Below are 18,279 nucleotides of genomic sequence, written 5' to 3'. Positions count from 1 at the left end.
TCGTGGGCCTCCCGGCGGATTTTCCCCCCGCCACGCGCCAGCCCGTATGCTGGGGCCGTGCACGTGGCGGGGCGATTGAATGAGACGTACGAGGAGGAGCTCCTCCTCGCGATGGACGAAGGACTGCTCTCCGGCGAGGAGGTGGCGGTCCTGCGTGAGGAAGCGCTCCGCCTGCGGCGTGGCCCCCTGGAGCTGCTTCGGGAGCGAGGCCGGCTGTCGGAGGACTCCCTGGTGGCACTCCGTGGAGAGCTCGCCTCCGAGAGCACGGACCCGAGCGCCGGCCGGCCGCTCGAGGCCGCCACCCTGACGCCCGTCACCCCGGGCGTGTCCCCGCCCCCCGCCGTGGAGCCGGACGGCCCCACCTTCCCGGTGCCGGACTGGGACCGCTACCAGCCCGTGCGCTTCCTGGGCCAGGGTGGCATGGGCCGGGTGTTCCTGGCGTATGACCCCATGCTCCGCCGCAACGTGGCGCTGAAGTTCGTGCGCGGGGACGACCCGGAGCTGGCCCGGCGCTTCCTCTCCGAGGCCCGCGCGCAGGCCCGCGTCCGACACGAGCGGGTGTGCGAGGTGTACGAGGTCGGCGAGGTGCGCGGCCGGGGCTACATCGCCATGCGCTTCGTGGATGGCCAGCCCCTGGGACAGCTGGCGCGCTCGCTCACGCTGGAGCAGAAGGTGCTGGTGCTGCGCCAGGCCGCCGAGGGCGTACACGCCGCCCATGGCGCGGGCCTCATCCACCGCGACATCAAGCCCGGCAACATCCTGGTGGAGCGCACCGAGGACGGCGGGCTGGCCCCCTTCGTCATGGACTTCGGTCTGGCGCGCGACTGGCGCGAGGAAGGCGCCGCGCCCAACGCCGTGCAGGGAACCCCGCACTACATGGCCCCGGAGCAGGCGCGCGGCGAGGTGTCCCGCCTGGACCGGCGCGCGGACATCTACGCGCTGGGCGCCACGCTCTACTCGCTCCTCACCGGCCGGCCGCCCTTCACCGGCGCCACCGAGGCGGAGGTCATCACCCGGCTCCAGCACGAAGAGCCGGCGCCGCCGCGCGCGCTCGACGCCGACATCCCCTCGGACCTGGAGGCCATCGTCCTCAAGTGCCTGGAGAAGCAGCGGCCCGCCCGCTACGACTCGGCGCGGGCGCTGGCGGAGGACCTGGAGCGGTTCCTCGAAGGAGAGCCCGTCCTCGCGCGCCAGGGACTGGGCTACCGCCTGCGCCGCAAGGCCCGCAAGCACCGGGTGGCGCTGACGCTGGGCTCCGCGGCCCTGTCGGTGGTGTTGCTGGCGCTCATCCAGGCGGGCATCGCCCGCGGCGAGGTGGCCGAGCGCGAACGCCTCACGCGCCGCTTCACCGAACGGGTGGAGCGCATCGAGGCCTCCGCGCGCTACTCCGCCCTGTCCCGTCTGCACGACACCCGTGAAGACCGGCGCGAGCTGCGCGCCAGCATGGACGCGCTGGAGGCCGAGGTGCGCGAGGCCGGCCCCCACGCGCTGGGCCCCGGTCAGTACGCCCTGGGACGCGCGTTGCTCGTGTTGGATGAGCGGGACGCCGCGCGCAAGCGCCTGGAGGCCGCGTGGGCCCAGGGCTACCGCGAGCCCCGGGTGGCCTGGGCGTTGGCGCAGGTGCTGGGAGACCTCTACCAGGAGCGGCTGCTGCTGGACGTGGAGCGCCGCAGCCCGGAGCAGCGCGAGGTCCGCCGCAAGGAGCTGGAGCAGAACTACCGGGACCCGGCCCTGGCCTACCTGCGCCAGGCAGAAGGCCCCGACGTCCCCGTCCCACCGCTGTATGTGAAGGCGCTGTTCGCCTTCTACGAGGGCCGCCACGAGGAGGCCCTGACCCACCTGGAGGCCATGGGCCGCGCGCAGCCCTGGTTCTACGAAGCGCCCCTGCTGCAAGGCGACGTGCTGCTGGCGCGGGCCACGCAGCGGTGGCACCAGGGCGACAAGGCCGGCTCGCAGGAGGACCTGGACGCGGGCCGCGGCGCCTATGCCGCCGCCGTCGCCACCGCGGAGAGCCAGCCCATGGGCCACTACGTCCTGGCGCGCCTGGAGCTGGCGGCGCTGGTGATGGAGCTGTACGGCGAAGGCAACGTGCTGCCCCACTATGAGCGCGGCGTGGAGGCGGCGACCCGCGCGCTCACCGCCGCGCCGGATCACCACCGCTCGCTGGTCGTCCTCTCCCGCCTGCACCGCCGGCTCGCGGAGCAGCGCACCAGCCAGGGACGCGAGGACGCCGAGCCGCTGCTGGAGAAGTCCATCCACGCCGCGCGCGAGGCCCTGGCCCTGGCGCCGCCCAGCGACCGTGTCGCGCTGGAGCTGGCCATCACCCACCGGCTGTGGGCCCGCTACCGCCAGGAGCGCGGGCAGGACCCGAGCGAGCAGCTCCGTCTGTCCATCGAGGCCTTCGAGCGCCTGCGCCCCGAGGAGCGAGACTATGCCTTCCACGCCAACCTGGGCCTGACCTACCAGGTGTGGGCGGACGCGGAAGCCGAGCGCGGCGTGGACCCGCTGGAGCACCAGGGCAAGGCGATTGACGCGTACCTGGAGGCCATCCGCGTGCGGGAGAACCAGGCCGACGCGTGGATCAACCTGGGCAACGCCCTGCGCCGCCGCGCTTCGAATCCACGCGCCACCGACGCCGCGGGAGATTTGACGCGGGCCCGTGACGCACTGGCGAAGGCGCTGGCGCTCAATCCCGGCAACGTCGTGGCCAGCTTCCGCGGCGCGGAAATCTCCGAGCAGTTGGCGCGCTGGCGCTGGAGCCACGGCGAGCCCTTCGAGGCAGACCTGGAGCAGGCGCTGGCCCTGTTCCGGCAGGGGCTGGGCATCAACGCGAAGCTCCCCCCCCTCCACAACGGGCTGGGCGCGGCGCTGCTGTGGCAGGCCGAGCAACGCTGGGAGGAAGGCGGCGCCCCCGAGCCCCTGCTCCAGCAGGCGCAGGCGGCCTTCGAGGAAGCCCGAACGCTGGCGCCCAGACAGGTGTACGCCCACAACAACCTGGGCGAGGTGTGGACCCTGAGCGCCACCTTCCAGTCCGCGCGCAGGGAGAATCCAGAGCCGAGTGGCCGCGCCGCCGTGGAGGCCTACCGTCAGGCACTCTCACTCCAGCCCCAGGACGCCGACCTCTGGGCCAACCTCGGCCGCGTGCAGACACTGCTGGCGACGTGGAGCTTGGAGACCGGCGGCGACCCACGGGCGGAGCTGGCGAAGGCCGAGGAGTCGCTGGCGCGGGCCACCACGCTGAATCCCCGCCAGGGCCACACGTGGCGCAACACGGGCGAGGCCCGCGCGCTCAAGGCCCGCTGGCTGGCACACCGGGGCGCCGCTCGGGAATCGGACTTCGAGCTCGCGTCACAGGCCTTCCAGCAAGCCCTGTCCCTGGAGCCACGCCGGCATGACTACCGGCTGGCCACCGCGCGATTCCAGCTCGCCTGGGCCGCGTGGCGCCATCAGAGGAACGAGGACGCCGCGCCGCTTCTGAACCAGGGGCTCGCGCTCGTGGCGGAAGTCCTGGCGGACCGGCCCAGGTGGGCGCGGGCCCAGGCGCTTCGTGGCGGCGGGCTGCTCGCCCTGGCGGAGACGCGCGCGTCCTCCGAGCAACGGCAGGCCTGGCGCGGCGAGGGCCAGGAGGTGTTGCGGCAAGCACTGGCCCGCAACCCTCACCTGGAATCCGAATGGAGTGGCCGGCTCGGCGCGGCTCGCGAGCCACTGGCCGGCCCTCCTACGCCCTGACGTGGCTCAGCACTCCTTGGGCGGGTCCGTCGTCACGTCCAGGTTGCCGTTCTTCGTCTCCAACTCGAGCCCGTGGCTGCGCGCCTCGGGGGAGCCGCCAGTCACCACCGTGAACGGGTACGAGCCGACCGCGGCCCCGTCGGCAACGGGGTCCTCGCGCTGGGCGGCGGACAGAGAGGTGTTGTTCAAGCTGAACGACGCCGTCGAATCCAGACACGCGGGGGGATTCACCGTCACGTCCGACGCGCCGCCAATCAGTTCAATGGCGAAGCGGACCGTGTCTCCGTGCCGAACCTTGTTGTTGGGGATGTAGCTCAGGTTCCCGGACTTGCTGATGAGAACAGTGATGATGGCCATGGGCCGTGGCTCCTGTGCCCCGCTGGGGCGTGTGATGAACTGCTGCCTGCTGTGATTTGCACACACCATACCAGACAGGTCTGGTTCACAGCTCCCTCGAAGACTCACCACCGGCACATGTCCTCAGCGGCACCTGGACGCGTCAGCCCCACCCATGGGGTTCGAATGACACGTCAGACCGACTCAGAGCTCTGGCGGATCCGTCGTCACGTCCAGGTTGCCGTTCTTCGTCTCCGCCTCGCCTCCGAGGTGCGGCTTCTCCGGCACGGGAGGGACCTCCACGGTGAACGCATACGTCATGAACGCGGCCGATTCGGAGACCGGGTCCTCGTAGATGGGGGGCGCCGCGGAGGTCCGGTCCAGGGTGACGGGATTCGTCGCCACCAGGCACGCGGGCGGATGCACCTTCGCCCACAAAGGGCCGTCAAGCAGGTCGAGCTCGAAGCGGACGGGTTGCCCACGCCGGACCTTGTTGCTGGGCTCGTAGACCAGATTCCCCGACTTCTTGATGGTGACGGTGACAACGGTCATGGGCGCGGCTCCCGTGCCCCAAAGGGGCAATGAGAAGGATTGCTGCGGGCTGTCAGTTGCAGGCACCGTACCAGCCAGATTTGGCGCGCAGCCTCTCTCGACCACCACCACCCGGGCGCCCCCGAGAGGCGAATGGACGCGTCAACCGAACCCACCAGGTCCGGGCTGACGTGTCAGCCAACACTACCCACCACTGAGGCCCAGCTCCCGGACCCGTCGCTGGAGCGCGCGCTTGGAGACCTCCAGCCGCTGCACCATCTTGTCGAGGTCGCCCTCGCACTCGTGGAAGCAGCGCGTGATTTCCTCGGGGCTCAAATCGCGCGCGGTGCGCAGGAGCGAGCTCTTGTCGATGAGGACATAGACAGACGGCCGGGGAATGCCCAGCCAGTCCGCGGTGGCCTTCAGGTCCCAGGAGCAGGCGCGCAAAGCCTCCAGCAACTCCTGTTCACCCACGTCCGCGGGCTTGCGCCGCGGCGCCTTCACGCCGTCCCCCGCCTCGTCGCCCGTGCGCGCGGTCAACGGACGCCCGGGGACTGGCTGCGCATCCGCGTCCAGCACCTGCTCCAGCCGCGCATCGGCGCGCAGCCCCGGCATGCCCCGGCTGCCAATGACGAGCTGACGGGTGACGTTGCGCAGTTGGCGGATGTTGCCGGTCCACGCGTGGCGCACCAACTGGACGGCCAGGGCCGCGGGCAGCCAGGGCTCGGCGCGCGGGTCCGAAGACGTCAGCTGACCGCCCTCCCCCATGGCCTCCAGTTCCTGGCGAGCGAAGTGGTGGAAGAGCAGACCCACGTCCTCGCGGCGCTCGCGCAGGGGAGGCACCAGGATTTCGAAGCCGGCCAGCCGGTGCAGCAGCGGGGCCTTGAAGGTGCGCTCCTGGATGCGGGCCTCCAGATGCGCGTCCGTGGCGGAGACCAGCCGGACGTCGACGGGCACCGGCGTATGGCCGCCCACCGGATAGATTTCGCCCGTCTCCAGCACGCGAAGCAGCGCGGCCTGCACCTCGGGCGGCGACTCACCGACTTCATCGAGGAAGAGCGTCCCGCCCTCGGCGGCGCGAAAGTAGCCTTCCCGGTCCCGGCTGGCGCCCGTGTAGGCCCCGCGCTGCGCGCCGAAGAGCTCCGCGGCGACCAGCTCCTTGGCGAGCGCCCCCAGGTTGACGCTGACGAAGGGGCCGGCGCGGCGAGGACCACTGGCGTGGATGGCGCGCGCCACCAACTCCTTGCCGGTGCCCGTCTCGCCTCGGATGAGCACCGGCACGGTCAGGTCGGCCACCCGGATGATGTCCTCGCGCACGCGGTGGATGCCCTCACCGTGGCCGACGATGCCCAGGTCCAGCACGCCCGGCTGACGGAAGGACGAGGCCAGGTGGAGCAGGAGCACCACGCGGTCGGCCAGCACCAGCGGCACCCCGGCGGACAGCTCCTCGCGGGAGAACTCCCGGCCGCCCACGACGGGCTCGTTCGCCACGCGCACCTGGGTGCCGTCCTCCGGCACCAGCATCCGGAGGCCACCTCGTGGGCCGGGCTCGAACTCCACCGGCTTGCGGCTGAGGAATGGGTCTCCCAACGGGAGGGCCATGAGCCCACCGGGCCGAGAGAAGTCCGGCGCGTTGCGAGACAGGGCCGCCGTGCGCCCCTGGGACGCGAGCACCTCCAGCAACAGCCGCTCGCCAATGCGCTGCGGCTGGGGATGGGACACAATCGTCAAGGCGGGCACGGAGAGCGCCACCGGGCTCTGCCCGGCCTGTGCGCGGCCCGCGGTGGTCGACATGTCTGCGGCGAGTTTCTGCTGCATGGGTATTCGTGTGAGTCCTGGGATACCCGTTGAGCCTACACCTCCGGACGCCCGAGCGCTGGGTTCATCCACCGCGGAAGCGACGTGAGAATCCCGTGGGTTGGGGGAAGTGGCCGGTGCAGGGGCGAGACCTCTCCTCCTCCGCTGGCTCCAACTTCCGGACCCCATGGGATGCGTCCATCTCTTTCGCGACTTCGCCTCCCCGCAAGAGGGGCGCACACGCACTGTCCGCATCTACACACCCGACACGGATGACGCCTCACCTGACAGGTCCTTTCCTGTCCTCTCCATTCAGGACGGGAAGAACGTGTTCGGCCATCCAGAGTCCGCGCGCCTCGACACTTGGAGCACCAACCTCATGCGGAAATGGCTGGTGGCGGAGCACCAGGTGGAGGCGTGGCTCAGCGCGGTTCGTCATTGAAACACTGAAGCCATACAATCGAACGCACGTACCGCGCCCGCCAGGAGCCCGAGTGGACGGCGGTGATGGGCGCCTCACTGGGGCGGCGAGCATCACGAGCGGGACTGGCAGCGACGGCTGCCGGAGGTCATTCGCTGGCTGCTGGGGTGATACGCCGGTCCGTCCGGAGCGTGGCGGAGGAATGGTAGGGTGTCTGCCCAATGGACGTGTTGATTCCAGCGACGCCAGCCGAAATCTTCGTCACGCTCCTCTTCGGCGGCATCTTCCTCTATGCCACCTGGGTCATCGGGAGCTTCGCCCGTGACGCGATGGTGGAGCGGGATGTGCTCAAGCATGGCGAGGAAGCCGAGGCCACCGTGCTCGAGTTGAGGGACACGGGATTGCGCATCAGCCGCCGCCCCGTCTTCGAACTGCTCCTGGAGGTCCGTCAGCGCGGGCGCGCGTCGTATCAGGCGCGAGTGAGGAAGCGGCTGGGGCCACACCAGAGCGCCGGGGCGCTGGGCGAGGGGATGCGCCTGAGCGTCAAGGTCGACCGGGACGACCCCAGCAAGGTCGCCATCGTCGGCGCGGTCAAGACGGCGCCTGTCGAGGCCTTCGTGATTCAAGGACTGCCCTCCGCGGGAGACCCGGTGAAGGCCTTGAAGGATTTGCAGTCGATGCTCGACAACGAGCTCATCACGCAGGACGAGTACGCACAGAAGAAGGCGGAGATTCTCTCGCGTCTTTGAAGCGGCCTCGCCCTACACGATGGACGCGGCGGCCCGCTGCACCTGGGGCACGCCGGGCAGCGTGGGCGCCGGGTTGAGCGCCTGGACCAGCAGCGAGCGCAGCGCGTCCGCCAGGTCATCCGCCGCGCCCAGGGCTCCCGCGGGAGCCCCCTGCAACGCCGCGGGGACCTCCGCGCCCACCACCACCACCGGCATCCGGACCTCCCAGGCCAGGTAGTGCGCGAGCCGCACGGAGGGCTCGGCCACATCCATCAGCAGCGCGCCCAGGGCCCCCGCCGTGAAGGGACGCCACAGCGGCCGCGCCGCCTCCGCGGGGGGCAGCACGCAGAAGTCCAGGCGCAGCACCTCGCTGAGCACCAGTCGCCCCAGCGTGCCGAAGCCGCTCTTCACCGCGGTGGGCTCGGCGGACAGCGCCTCCATGCCGGGCATGCGCGAGAGGACCCGCCGGGCCGCGCTCGCGCCGCTGCCGCACACGAAGATCTTCGCGGTGGCCACCTTCGCGGGCGCTCGCGTGCGGAGAATCCGGCCGCGCAGCGCGTGGACCTCCGCCGCGCCCAGCAGCTCGCCGGACGCGGTCTCCACGCCGTCCCCGTCCGCGGCCCTCGCCACGCCCCGCTGCATGAGCGTGGTGAGGACGTTGAGCACCTCCAGGTCGGTGGCCGGCGCCAGGTCCAGCACCTCGCCCAGGGCGCGTGGCTGGCGAAGCAGGTCCACCACCTGCTGCGTCACCGGATGCTGGTCTCCTTGCAGGTCCGCGTCCGGCGCCAGCATCAGCCGCGTGTGGCGCGGCGGCAGGCCGGGCATCAGCCGGTTCACCTCGTCCGACTGGCGCATGCCCTCCAGCAGCGCGTCATCCATGCCGCGGTTGATGCGCGGCCGTGCCGTGTTGCCTCCGGGCGAGAAGGTGAACGTCCCGTCCACCCACGCCAGCAGGCGGAACAGGGCCTTCTCCCCTTCCACGCGCCCCAGCTTCGCGTTCACCGGGCGGCCTTCGACGACGGAAATCTCGCCCCGGTCGTTGCCGCGCTCCAGCGTCAGCCGGCCGCTGCGCCGGTTCATGCCCAACAACTGCATCAGGTCCGGGATGCTGAGCTGGCTGAGCGAGCCTTCGATTTCCTGCTGCTCGCTCTTGAGGTCCTTGGCCGCCTCGCTGCGCCGGAAGATGTGCTCGATGCGGCTGAGCACCTCGTCCAGGTTGAAGGGCTTGCGCAGGTAGCCGTCCCGCAGGCCGCGCAGCCGGTCCGACTCGAAGCTCGCGGTGGTGAGCACCACCGGGATGTCCTCGGTGCGCGGGTTGGTGCGCAGAATCTGGATGAAGGTGCGCGCGTCCAGCAGCCGGCAGGCCTCGTCGAACAGCGTGAGGTCCGGGTGGCGCAGCACGGCCACCTCCAGGGCCCGCGAGCCATCCGGCGCGTAGTGCACCTGATAGCCCTTGGTGCGCAGGGCCCGCGACAGCGAGCGCACGGACTCGAGGTCGGGGTCGGCGATGAGGATTTTCCGGACCGGGGCCACGGTGGCGCTCCGCTTCGTGTCAGTAGGGCTGCAGGTCGTATTCGGCCTGCAGCTTGGAGATGAGCCCGTCCACCACCGCGGTGTCCGAGGTGTGGAACCCCCACGTCGCTCCGTGGCCCCGCCGCTGGATGAGCGCGTAGGCCGCGTTCTCGGAGAGCCAGAGGATGAACTCGTGCCGCGCGATGCGGTCGTCGCCTTCCAGGAACACGGGCGTCAGCGCGGGGTGTGACTCCAGGTCGACGCGGCGGCCCAGCAGGTAGATGCGCGACGCCAGATCTGGAGGCGCGGACTCCAGCCCGGCGGCGATGTTCAGGTCCGTGCGAATCTCCGGCCCGCCCACGTACAGCAGGCCGCGTGAGCCAGGGTCCCGCATCATCTCCCGGGCAATCTCCGCCTGGAGCTCGTCGAAGAGGACGTCGGACACCTTGCCCCGGCGGCTCGGCTCGGAGCGCTCGTCCACCGGCAGCCGGGGGCTGTTCGGCGTGCCCAGCAGCAGGTCCACCTCGTCCCAGAAGGGCAGCCCGTCCAGCATCAGCCGGCGCTGCAACGACGCGCGCCGCTCGTCCATGCGGCGGCGGCAGCGGTGCACCAGCTCGTCGAAGTCCTCGCCGTCCTTGGGGAAGGTGCTGGCCCCGCCCACCATCGCCAGCGGGAGGCGCTGGTCCACCTCCATGGCCTCGGGCTCCTCGCGCACGGCGGCCACGGCGCGGCGCACGAACATCAGCGCCCCGAAGAAGTCCGTCTCCGGCAGCAGGAGGTAGAACTCCTGGTCGCTCGCCTTCGCGATGACGTCCGAGTCGCGGATGATTTTGCTGAGCGCCTTGATGATGCCGCGCACCGCCTTCTTCGCGTCCGCCGCGCCCTGGCGCACGCGCACCAGCGGCAGGTTGTCGATGGAGAAGGTCAGCAGGGAGAACGTCCGCCCATAGCGCCGGGCCTTGTAGATTTCCTTGGACGCGTAGTCGGTGAAGTAGCTGAGGTTGTACGCCGCCGTCTCGCGGTCTCTGAGGCCCAGGCGCTGGAGCGCGAGCATCTTCCGGCCGTTCTTCAGGCCCACCGCCGCGAAGTCACCCAGCAAGCGGGCATCGCGCGAATGCTCGGGCCGGAAGTCTCCCGACAGCGGGTCGGAGAGCTGCGCCAACCCGACGACCTCCCCCGACGCCACCAGGGGCACGTACATCACCGACGAGCGCTCGTCGCGGGCCAGCCACGGCTGGGCCTCGCGCAGCCGGCCGGACAGCGGCCCTTCCGGGCTCATCTTCTCCGCGAGGAACTGCCGGTCCAGCAGTCCGCGGTAGGCCCGCAGCACCAGGTCTCCCCGGTCATCCACCACCCACAGCGCGGCGCTCTGCGCGTCGCAGATGGCCGCCAGCTCCGAGGTGAGCCGCTCCTGGAGCCACTCCAGGTCGGGATGGGACAGGAGCTCCAGGCAGCGCTGGTGCAGGTTGTGGAAGCGGGCGAACTCCAGGTTCTCGTCACGAAGCTGCGTCCGCTCGCGGCGCAGGGACGCGCGCTCCAGCGCCCGGTCCACGGCGAGCAGCATGTCGTTGGCGTTCACCGGCTTGGAGAGACAGTCCGCCGCGCCCGAGCGCAGCGCCACCTCCGAGCCCCGGATGTCGGTGCGCTGGCTGACGAGGATGACCTCCTGGTCGGGGTCCCGCTCGCGCAGGCGCGCGGTGAGAGCGAAGCCGTCCACGCCCGGCATCACCACATCGGTGATGACCAGGTCGAACGACGTGCGTGCCGCCTCTTCGAGCGCGAGCGTTGCGTTCTCCACGGCCACCACGCGATGCCCGTTATGCGTGAGCAAGTCGCTGGCGAGCTGACGGAAGAACAGGTCGTCGTCGACGACGAGGATGGGTCCGGCCACGGCGCGTTCTGACCTGGGGTGAGAGGAACGCGGGAGGTTACCGGCCCGAGGGAATCGCGACAACGCCCTCGAAGACGAAGGCCACTGGTCCACGGAGGCGGATGTCGGACAGGTCGGCGGGGACGCGGATGCGCAGGTCTCCCCCTGGCAGGGTGACACGCAGCCAGGCATCGGCCGGGAGCCGTTTGGCCAGCACGGCGGCCACGGCGGACGCGCAGGCGCCCGTCCCACAGGCTTGGGTGAGGCCGCAGCCTCGCTCCCAGACCACCACGGTGAGGCCGTCCGAGTCCACACGGACGAACTCCACGTTGGTGCGGTCCGGGAAGGACGGGTGGTGCTCCAGCAGGGGCCCCAGGCGCGAGGCATCCTCCAGCGGTTGGTCCAGGAGGACCATGTGGGGATTGCCCATGCTCACCGCGTAGGCGCGCAGGGGCGGATGGCCCGGCACCAAGGCATCCAGGAAGGGCTGCCCCGTGGCGCCCGAAGGCAGGTTGGGGGCGACCAGCCGGGCGGGGCCCATGGAGATGTCCACGGCCACCACGCGGCCCTCGCCATACGAGGGGTAGCAGGTGAGCACGCCCGCCCCGGTCTCCACGTCGAGGTGGCCTGGCGTCTGGCCCGAGTCATCCACCAGGAACTTCACCGCGCAGCGCAGGCCGTTGCCACACATCTCCGCGATGCTGCCGTCGGCGTTGTGCACGACCATGCGGGCGACGCCACGCTCGGAGGGCAGCAGCGCCAGCACCCCGTCCCCGCCGATGCCCAGGCGCCGGTCGCACATCCACCGCGACGTGGCGGCGTCGATGTCCTCGCCGGAGCCGCGCCGGTCCAGCACGACGAAGTCATTGCCCAGGCCCTGATACTTGAAGATGCGCTCGCGAGCTTCCACGGGCGCAATCCTAGTCGCGAGCGGCTATTCGCGCTCGTCCGGCTTCAGTGGCGTCTTCTCTGGCGGCAGGTCCAGCGCGGGCACCGCGCCTCGGGGGCGCCGCGCCGGGGCCTTGGTGCCCTGCTCCGTCCCGGCGGGGGGGACCAGCTCATTCCTGGCCGGCTCGGGTGCGTCCAACGGGGCGAAGCTGTCCGCGCGGGACGCCGGCCGCCGTGCCGCGGCCAGTTCGGCCTCGCGGTCCGCGAGCTTCTGCTGGAGGTCCTCCACCAGGGACTGGAGGAGCTCCATCTCCGCGGCCAGCTCCAGCACGTCTTCGGGCTGGGAGGACACCTTGAGGGACTCCACGGTGGACAGGAGTTCGGTGCGCTCCACCTCCAGTGCGTCCACGCGGGCCTTCTGGGACTGGAGCTGGGTTTCGAGCCCCCGGAGCTGTTCATCGAGCAGGGAGCGCTCGGTCTGGAGCAATGCGACCTGCCCGGCCGCGCTGCCGTCGTGCTGCTGGAGCTGCTGCGTGGCCACTTCGAGCGCCTGGGACAGGCGGGTGCGCTCGGCGCGCTCGGCGTCGAGGATCCGGACGGCGTCCATGGACGCGGCTTCTAGGGCGGTGACGCGGCCTTCGAGGCGGACCCGGGCGGCGCGGGCGACGGACAGGTCGGACTGGAGGCGCTCGCGGTCGGAGTCCGCACGGGCGAGGCGCTCCTGGGCGGACTGAAGCGTGGCCGCCCGCTCCGTGGCGGCGGTCAGGTCGGCGCGGAGCACCTCGAGCTGGGACGTGAGCTCGGCGACGTGGGCCTCCAGTGTGGCCCTGTCGGCATGGGCGCGGTCAGCGGTGTCGGAGAGCCGGGCCGCGCGGTCGCTGGCCTCTGCCAGCTCCGCTTGCTGTGCCTCGAACCGGGCGTTGAGGTCCGCCAGCCGGGTCTCCGACTCGGCGCGCTGTGCCTCTGCGGAGGCCGCGACTTCCGCGAGCTGCGCTTCGAGTCCAGCGCGCTGCTGCTCCGTCTCTGCGCGGAGTGCATTGGCCCGTTCGACAGCATCGGCGAGTCGTGTTTCGAGCTCCGCGCGAAGGGCCTCGGAACGCGAGACGGCGTCCGAGAGCTTTCCTTCGAATTCGGCGCGTTGGACCTCCAACTCGCTACGGGCCCGCGTCAGTCCATCAGCGGAGTCCGTGAGCTGGGCCTCCAGCGCGTTCGCCCTCGCCTGCTCCGTGGCGGCGGCCTCGGTCGCGCGGGCCAGCTCGGTCCGCAGCGTCTCCAGCGCGGCGCGCTCGGCTTCGAGCGAGTTCTCCATCGCGGTGGCCTTGCCCGCGAAGCGCCGCGCCGTCTCGAGCTGCACCATGAGCAACTCGGCGTTCTCCCGCTGCGCCGCGAGCCGGTCCTGCGCATCCACCAACTCGGCATCAAGCCGAGCGATGTGCATGCCCCGCTCGTTCAGGGCCGACATCGCGCGCTGGAGCTGTGCCCCCAGACGCATGCTCTCCTGCCGCGCGGCGCCCAGATGCATCAGGTCCTGCTGCGCCGCGGCCAAGGCCGTCCGTTCGCGGTCTCGCTCCGCCGTCAGCGCTTCGATTTCGCCGTGCTGCCGCTCCGCCCGAGCGAGCGCGTCGTCCAGCGCACGCTCGACCGCGGAGAGTCGCTCCTGCGCGGCGGCTTCCTGTCGGGTCAGCGCCTCGCGAGCCTCGGCGACGGCATCACTGACACGGCCCGCCTCCGCTTCACGCTCCGCGACCTGCTCACGCAACTGGGCGATCTGCGTCTCCAGCGCCCCGATGGCTCCCGCACGCTCGGCGAGCTGGGCATCCGCCGCGCTTCGGGCCGACTCGAGGTCCGCCAGGGACTGAGCCAGCGCGACCGCACGCGCCGCATCCGACTCCTGCGCCGCGCGCGCCTCCGAGAGTCGGGACTCCAACGCCGAGCGCTGTTCCTTCGCGGTGTCCTCCGCCCACGCTCGCTCCGACTCCAGGCGCGTCACGGTATCGCGCAGCTCCTGCTCGCGAGCCTCGGCCGCCAGACGCTGCGCTTCGAGCGCGCGCTCCTGCTCAGCCATGACACGTTCGGCGGCAGCCAGCCGCTCCTGCCGGGCCTGGTCGCGCTCGGACGCCTCCGTGCGCAGCGTTTGCAGCGCGGACTCCGCCTCGGTTCGCGTGAGTTGCTCCGCTTCGAGCACCGCGCGGACCTGCGCCAACGCGGCTTCGGCCTCTGCACGGCCCTGCTGCTCGGACTCCAGTGCCGAGCGAGTCTGTCCAAGCGCGGCACCGGCATCAGCGCGAGTCTGTTGCTCCGCTTCGAGCGTCGCACGCGACTGCGCCAGTGCGGACTCAGCCTGAGCGCGAGCCTGCTGCTCCGCGGCAAGCGCCTCTCGGGCCTGGGCCAGGGCGGCTTCGATGGCCGCGCGAGCCTGCTGCTCCGCCGCGAACGCCTCGCGAGACTGCGCCAGCACGGCCTCGGTCTCGGCGCGAGACTGTTGCTCCGCCGCGAACGCCTCGCGAGACTGCGCCAGCACGGCCTCGGTCTCGGCGCGAGCCTCCTGCTCCGCCGCGAACGCCTCGCGAGACTGCGCCAGCACGGCCTCGGTCTCGGCGCGCGTCTGCTGTTCCGCAGTCAGCGCAGCACGCGCCTCGGCCAGGGAAGCTTCGGTATCCGCCAGCGACTGCTGCACAGCCCCAAGCGTCGCACGGAGCTGAGCCAGCGCGGCCTCCGCCCCCGTGCGGGCCTGCTGCTCCACCCCAAGCAACCCCTGCACGCGGGCCAGCTCGGCCTCGCCATCGCCGCGCCCCTGGCGTTCGACGTCCAGGTCCGCACGAACCTGGGCAAGCGCCTCACGCTCCGCTGCGAGCGCCTCCTGCGCCTGGGCACGCGCCTCGCGCTCGGAAGCCGCCTCGGCCTGGAGCCGGGTGACGACCTCGTCCGCGCCGAAGGCTCGCTCCCGCATCGCGGTGAGCTCCGCGGCCAGCCGTTCACGCTCCTCACGTTCGGAAGCGAGCGCCGTCTGGCCTTGAGCCTCGTGCCGGACCAGCGCCTCCTGGGCCGATACGAGCTCCGCCTCGGTCCGCGCGCGCAGCGCCAGCGCCTCATCCAGGCGAGCCTGAACCCCTACAAGCGAGTCCTCCGCCTGAGCCCGTCGCTCCGACTCCGCGGTGAGCGCCACCTCCAACCGCGCGCGCTCTTGCCCCTCCACCTGGAGCAGCGCCTGCGCATCCCCGAGCGCCGCTTCCCACCGAGCGCGCCGCTCCTCTTCGGAAGCAAGCGCGTCCCGAACCTGGCTCAGCGTCTGGCGAGCCTCATCCAGTCCAGCCCGAGTCTCCGCGAGCGTCGCCTCGGCATCACTGCGCCGCGCCTGCTCGGCCTCGAGCTGCGCACGCAGCGCCTCCAACGCACGGGTCCGCCCCTCCTGCTCGGAGTCCAGCGAATCCCGAACCTCCGCCAGGGAGTTCTCCAGCGCGGTGCGCCGAGCGACCTCCGCGTCCAACGCCTCACGGGTCCGCGAGAGCGTGGCCTCGGCCTCCGTCAGCCGCTGCGCCGCGCCCTCCAGCTTCCCACGCGCCAGCCGCAGCGCCTCCTCCACCGCGGCCCGGGCCTCACGCTCCGAATCCAGCTCCCCGCGAACGCGCCCGAGCTGTTCCTCCGACGCCTGCCATTCCAGGTGCGCGGACTCCAGCTCCTCGCGAGCGGTCCGCAGCGCGGACTCCAGCTCCGCCGCGCGCTCCGAGGACTGCCGTCCCGTACGAGCGTGCGAGGAAGCCTCGGACTCCAGCTCCACCACGCGCCGGACCAAGGCCGCGCGCTCCTCCGCCAGCTCCTGCCGCCGGGCCTCGACCTCGCCCTTCGCGGAGACCTCATCCAGGACCTGCTGCTCCAGCGCGGTCGCCCGAGCCCGCTCGTCCTCCAGCTCGCGCTCCAGCGACGTCAGCCGGGACTGGAGCGCGTCCCGCTCCGTCTCCAGCGCCTGCCCCAGGCGCTCCTCGGTCCGAGCGCGCTCCGCCTCCAGCGCCTCCAACCGCTGCGAGGCGTGATGAAGCGACTCCTCCCACTTCTGCGCCGTGGCCCGCGCGGAAGCCTCCGCGTGCGTCAGGGCCTCCACCTCCTGGCCCAGGCGGGACTGCGATTCGCGAGCGGCGGCCAGCTCCGTCTCCAGGCCCCGGACCTCCGCCTGGAGCGACTCCAGCCGCGACTCCGCGTCCTTCCGAGCCCCCTCCGCCGAGGCCGTCCGCTGCCGCGCGTCCACCAGCTCCCGAGCCGTGCGCGCGAGCTCCGCATCCTTCATGGAGACGGCGGCGCCCGCGTCCCGGGACGTCTCCGCGGCCTGAGCCGCCTCGGCCTTCAGGTGCTCCACGGCCGCCAGGGCCGCCGAGTACTGCTCCGCGATGCGCAGCTCCCGCTCGCGCGCGGCCTCCGCGGCACGCCGCCGGTCCTCGGACTGCTCCACGGCGCGCTCGGCCGCCAGCCGGTCCCGCTCGCGCTCGATGCGCAGCGTGGCCTGCTCCTCCTGGAGGTCCCGCACCTGCGTATACGCCTGCGTCAGCCGCTCGCGGGCCTCCTCTAGAGAAGCCGCCGTCTCCTCACGACGAGCACGCTCCAGCCGCAGCGACTCCTGGGCCGCCAACACCTGCACGCCCGCGTCCGCCTGGGCACGCTGCGCGGCCTCCACCTCCAGCCGCTGCGCCGCCAGCCGCCGGTCCGCGTCGGCCAGCCGCTCCTGCGCCACCTGGAGCTCCAGCTCGCGGCGCCGCAGCTTCCCGGACAGGTCGTCCCGCTCGCGCTGTGCCTCATGGCTCCCTCGCGCCTGCTCCAACTGCGCGGTGAGCCGGGCCACCTCATCCCGGGCCGTCTCCAAGGAGGGACGCAGCGACGCCGCCTCCGCCTCCCGGTCCGTCAGCTCCGCGCGGAGCTTCGTCAGCGACTCCTTCAGCCGGCCGCTGCGCTCCTCCCAGGACTTCGCGCGCGCCACCACTTCATCGAGCTTGCCCCGCGTGAAGGCCAGCGGCTCGGGAGGCAGCTGCACCCAGGTCGGGTCCACCACGCGCGCCGGGTCCTGCCCCGCCACCACCAGGAAGTAGGCGGCCTCGCTGTGATTCACCAGGGTGCCGTCCACCTGGAGCCCTTCGCCCCGCTCGAAGGCGAGCTGGTAGCCCAGCACCGGGGACTGCGTGGCCACCTCCACCTGGGCGAAGTGGACCGACAGGGCGTCCAGCAGTTGACCATAGGTGGGCGGCACGCCCTCCTCGGCCTCCAGCAACTGGGGCAACGCGAGCCCCGCGACGTTGCGCAGGCCGCCCACGAGGAAGCCCTGCTTCGTCACCAGCCGCGCCAGCTCCGCCAGCAGCTCCGGCGCCTTCACGTACGGCGCCAGGTCCGCGACCAGCACCACATCGAAGCTGCCTGACTCGAAGTCGTCGTAGACGTTGGCCCGGAAGCGCAAGACGGGACCGCCGTGCGCCTTTTGCGCGGCCTCGACCGCCGCTACATCCCTGTCGCACGACACGACCGCGCGCGCGCCTCTCTCCACGAGGAAGCGTGCGCTCTCGCCCCCGGTGGAGGCGACCGCATCGACTTCCAGGACCCGTCGACGGGCGAAGAGGCTCTCCGCGAAAATGTAGCGGGGCAGCAGCTCGCTGGGCCCCAAGCGGCGGAATGTGTGGTGCATCGGTGTGTTCGGGAGTGGGAGTATACCCCCGGGCAGGCGCGCCCCAAGTTAAGCGCCGGGGCTGGAAATGGGCCTCGCGCTCGCACGTCAGGAGGGCAGGCGACATGAACGGAACGGCACAACAGGGATTCGGCTATCGGGCGCGGCGTACCTTCACGCGGCTCCTCGTCTTCACTCTCATCCTGGGCCTGGGCGGCGTGGTCGTCTTCCTCCTCTCCCAGCTCAACGCGCGCACCTTCACCCTGGCCCTCCAGGACGGGCAACTGGTGGTGATGAAGGGCCGCAACGCCCCCATGGGCGCGGTCCCCTACCGGACCGGGGACCCGCGGCTGGCGGACGCCTATGCGCCCGTCGCCATCGAAGGCCAGGACGTCTCGGCCCTCCTGACGCGCAAGTTCACCGACCGGGACGAGTTGGACCAGGCCCTGTTCCCCGTCCTGGAGGCCCTGGCCCGGCCGCGCATCGCGTCGGACGAGCCGGCCCGGGTCGACCAGGGCCTCTACTACCTCCGGCGCGCGGAAAAGCTCTCCGGCATCACCGAGGAGCAGCGCCTGACGCTCCAGAAGCACATGGTGGACGTGGCCTACTACCAGGCCCGGCAGAAGCTGGAGGACGCCCGCCGGCTGGTCAGCGAGGCCCTCACCCAGCTCAAGCTGGCCGCGGAGAGCCAGAGCCGCCACGCGCGCAGCGCCAACCAGATGCTGTCCGTCGTGGCCCCGCCGGCCCGCGATTTGGAGGAGTCGCTGCGGCGCGCCGTGCACACCCTCAGCGGCCCCCAGGCGGCCCCCCAGGCGCCGTCCCAGCC

11 protein-coding genes are annotated in these 18,279 nt (G+C 71.7%); 4 read left to right on the top strand and 7 right to left on the bottom strand.

The genetic code is table 11. The annotated features are described in order from the left end of the window. The first annotated feature begins 57 nt into the window (after positions 1-57). Positions 58-3,729, top strand: a complete 3,672-nt coding sequence (locus HNV26_RS22365; protein ID WP_171443035.1) for a protein kinase domain-containing protein — start codon at positions 58-60, stop codon at positions 3,727-3,729. 6 nt (positions 3,730-3,735) lie between these two features. Here the strand turns inward: HNV26_RS22365 and HNV26_RS22360 are convergent, their stop codons facing one another. The 3 genes from HNV26_RS22360 to HNV26_RS22350 form a co-directional block, all read right to left on the bottom strand. Beyond that, complete coding sequence (locus HNV26_RS22360) at positions 3,736-4,155, bottom strand: hypothetical protein (protein WP_171443034.1); 420 nt, start codon at positions 4,153-4,155, stop codon at positions 3,736-3,738. A 114-nt stretch (positions 4,156-4,269) separates the two neighbouring features. Continuing rightward, positions 4,270-4,617, bottom strand: coding sequence for a hypothetical protein (locus HNV26_RS22355; protein WP_171443033.1), 348 nt, complete (start codon positions 4,615-4,617; stop codon positions 4,270-4,272). A 183-nt stretch (positions 4,618-4,800) separates the two neighbouring features. Further along, complete coding sequence (locus HNV26_RS22350; RefSeq protein ID WP_171443032.1) at positions 4,801-6,414, bottom strand: sigma 54-interacting transcriptional regulator; 1,614 nt, start codon at positions 6,412-6,414, stop codon at positions 4,801-4,803. Positions 6,415-6,580: 166 nt separating this feature from the next. On the opposite strand from HNV26_RS22350, the gene HNV26_RS38560 reads away from it, so the two are divergent. Both HNV26_RS38560 and HNV26_RS22345 read left to right on the top strand, forming a co-directional pair. Then, on the top strand, positions 6,581-6,835 hold the full coding sequence (locus HNV26_RS38560) for a hypothetical protein (RefSeq protein ID WP_253816907.1): 255 nt from the start codon (positions 6,581-6,583) through the stop codon (positions 6,833-6,835). Positions 6,836-7,035: 200 nt separating this feature from the next. Next, entirely contained in the window at positions 7,036-7,563 is a 528-nt protein-coding gene (locus HNV26_RS22345) for an SHOCT domain-containing protein (protein WP_171443031.1), read from the top strand. 12 nt (positions 7,564-7,575) lie between these two features. On the opposite strand, the gene HNV26_RS22340 is transcribed toward HNV26_RS22345, so the two are convergent. From HNV26_RS22340 to HNV26_RS22325, 4 genes are read right to left on the bottom strand one after another with little or no spacing between them, the layout of a single operon-like run. Beyond that, the gene (locus HNV26_RS22340; protein WP_171443030.1) at positions 7,576-9,075 is read right to left on the bottom strand and encodes a DUF4388 domain-containing protein; all 1,500 of its coding nucleotides are present in this window, start codon (positions 9,073-9,075) and stop codon (positions 7,576-7,578) included. A gap of 19 nt (positions 9,076-9,094) precedes the next feature. Beyond that, positions 9,095-10,945 carry a GGDEF domain-containing response regulator gene (locus HNV26_RS22335; protein WP_171443029.1) on the bottom strand — a complete coding sequence of 617 codons (1,851 nt, stop codon included), beginning with the start codon at positions 10,943-10,945 and terminating at the stop codon, positions 9,095-9,097. Positions 10,946-10,982: 37 nt separating this feature from the next. After that, complete coding sequence (gene dapF, locus HNV26_RS22330) at positions 10,983-11,834, bottom strand: diaminopimelate epimerase (RefSeq protein WP_171443028.1); 852 nt, start codon at positions 11,832-11,834, stop codon at positions 10,983-10,985. A gap of 24 nt (positions 11,835-11,858) precedes the next feature. Beyond that, on the bottom strand, positions 11,859-17,453 hold the full coding sequence (locus HNV26_RS22325; RefSeq protein ID WP_253816906.1) for a methyltransferase domain-containing protein: 5,595 nt from the start codon (positions 17,451-17,453) through the stop codon (positions 11,859-11,861). 125 nt (positions 17,454-17,578) lie between these two features. On the opposite strand from HNV26_RS22325, the gene HNV26_RS22320 reads away from it, so the two are divergent. Continuing rightward, positions 17,579-18,279: IF-2 protein (locus tag HNV26_RS22320; protein WP_253816905.1), on the top strand; the 701-nt coding region annotated here is incomplete at its 3' end.

Origin of the sequence: Myxococcus xanthus (assembly GCF_013116825.1) — a bacterium.
GTDB classification, from domain to species: domain Bacteria; phylum Myxococcota; class Myxococcia; order Myxococcales; family Myxococcaceae; genus Myxococcus; species Myxococcus xanthus_B.
The sequence above is the reverse complement of the archived record's forward strand: the minus strand, read 5'-3'. Positions and strand labels throughout refer to the sequence as shown.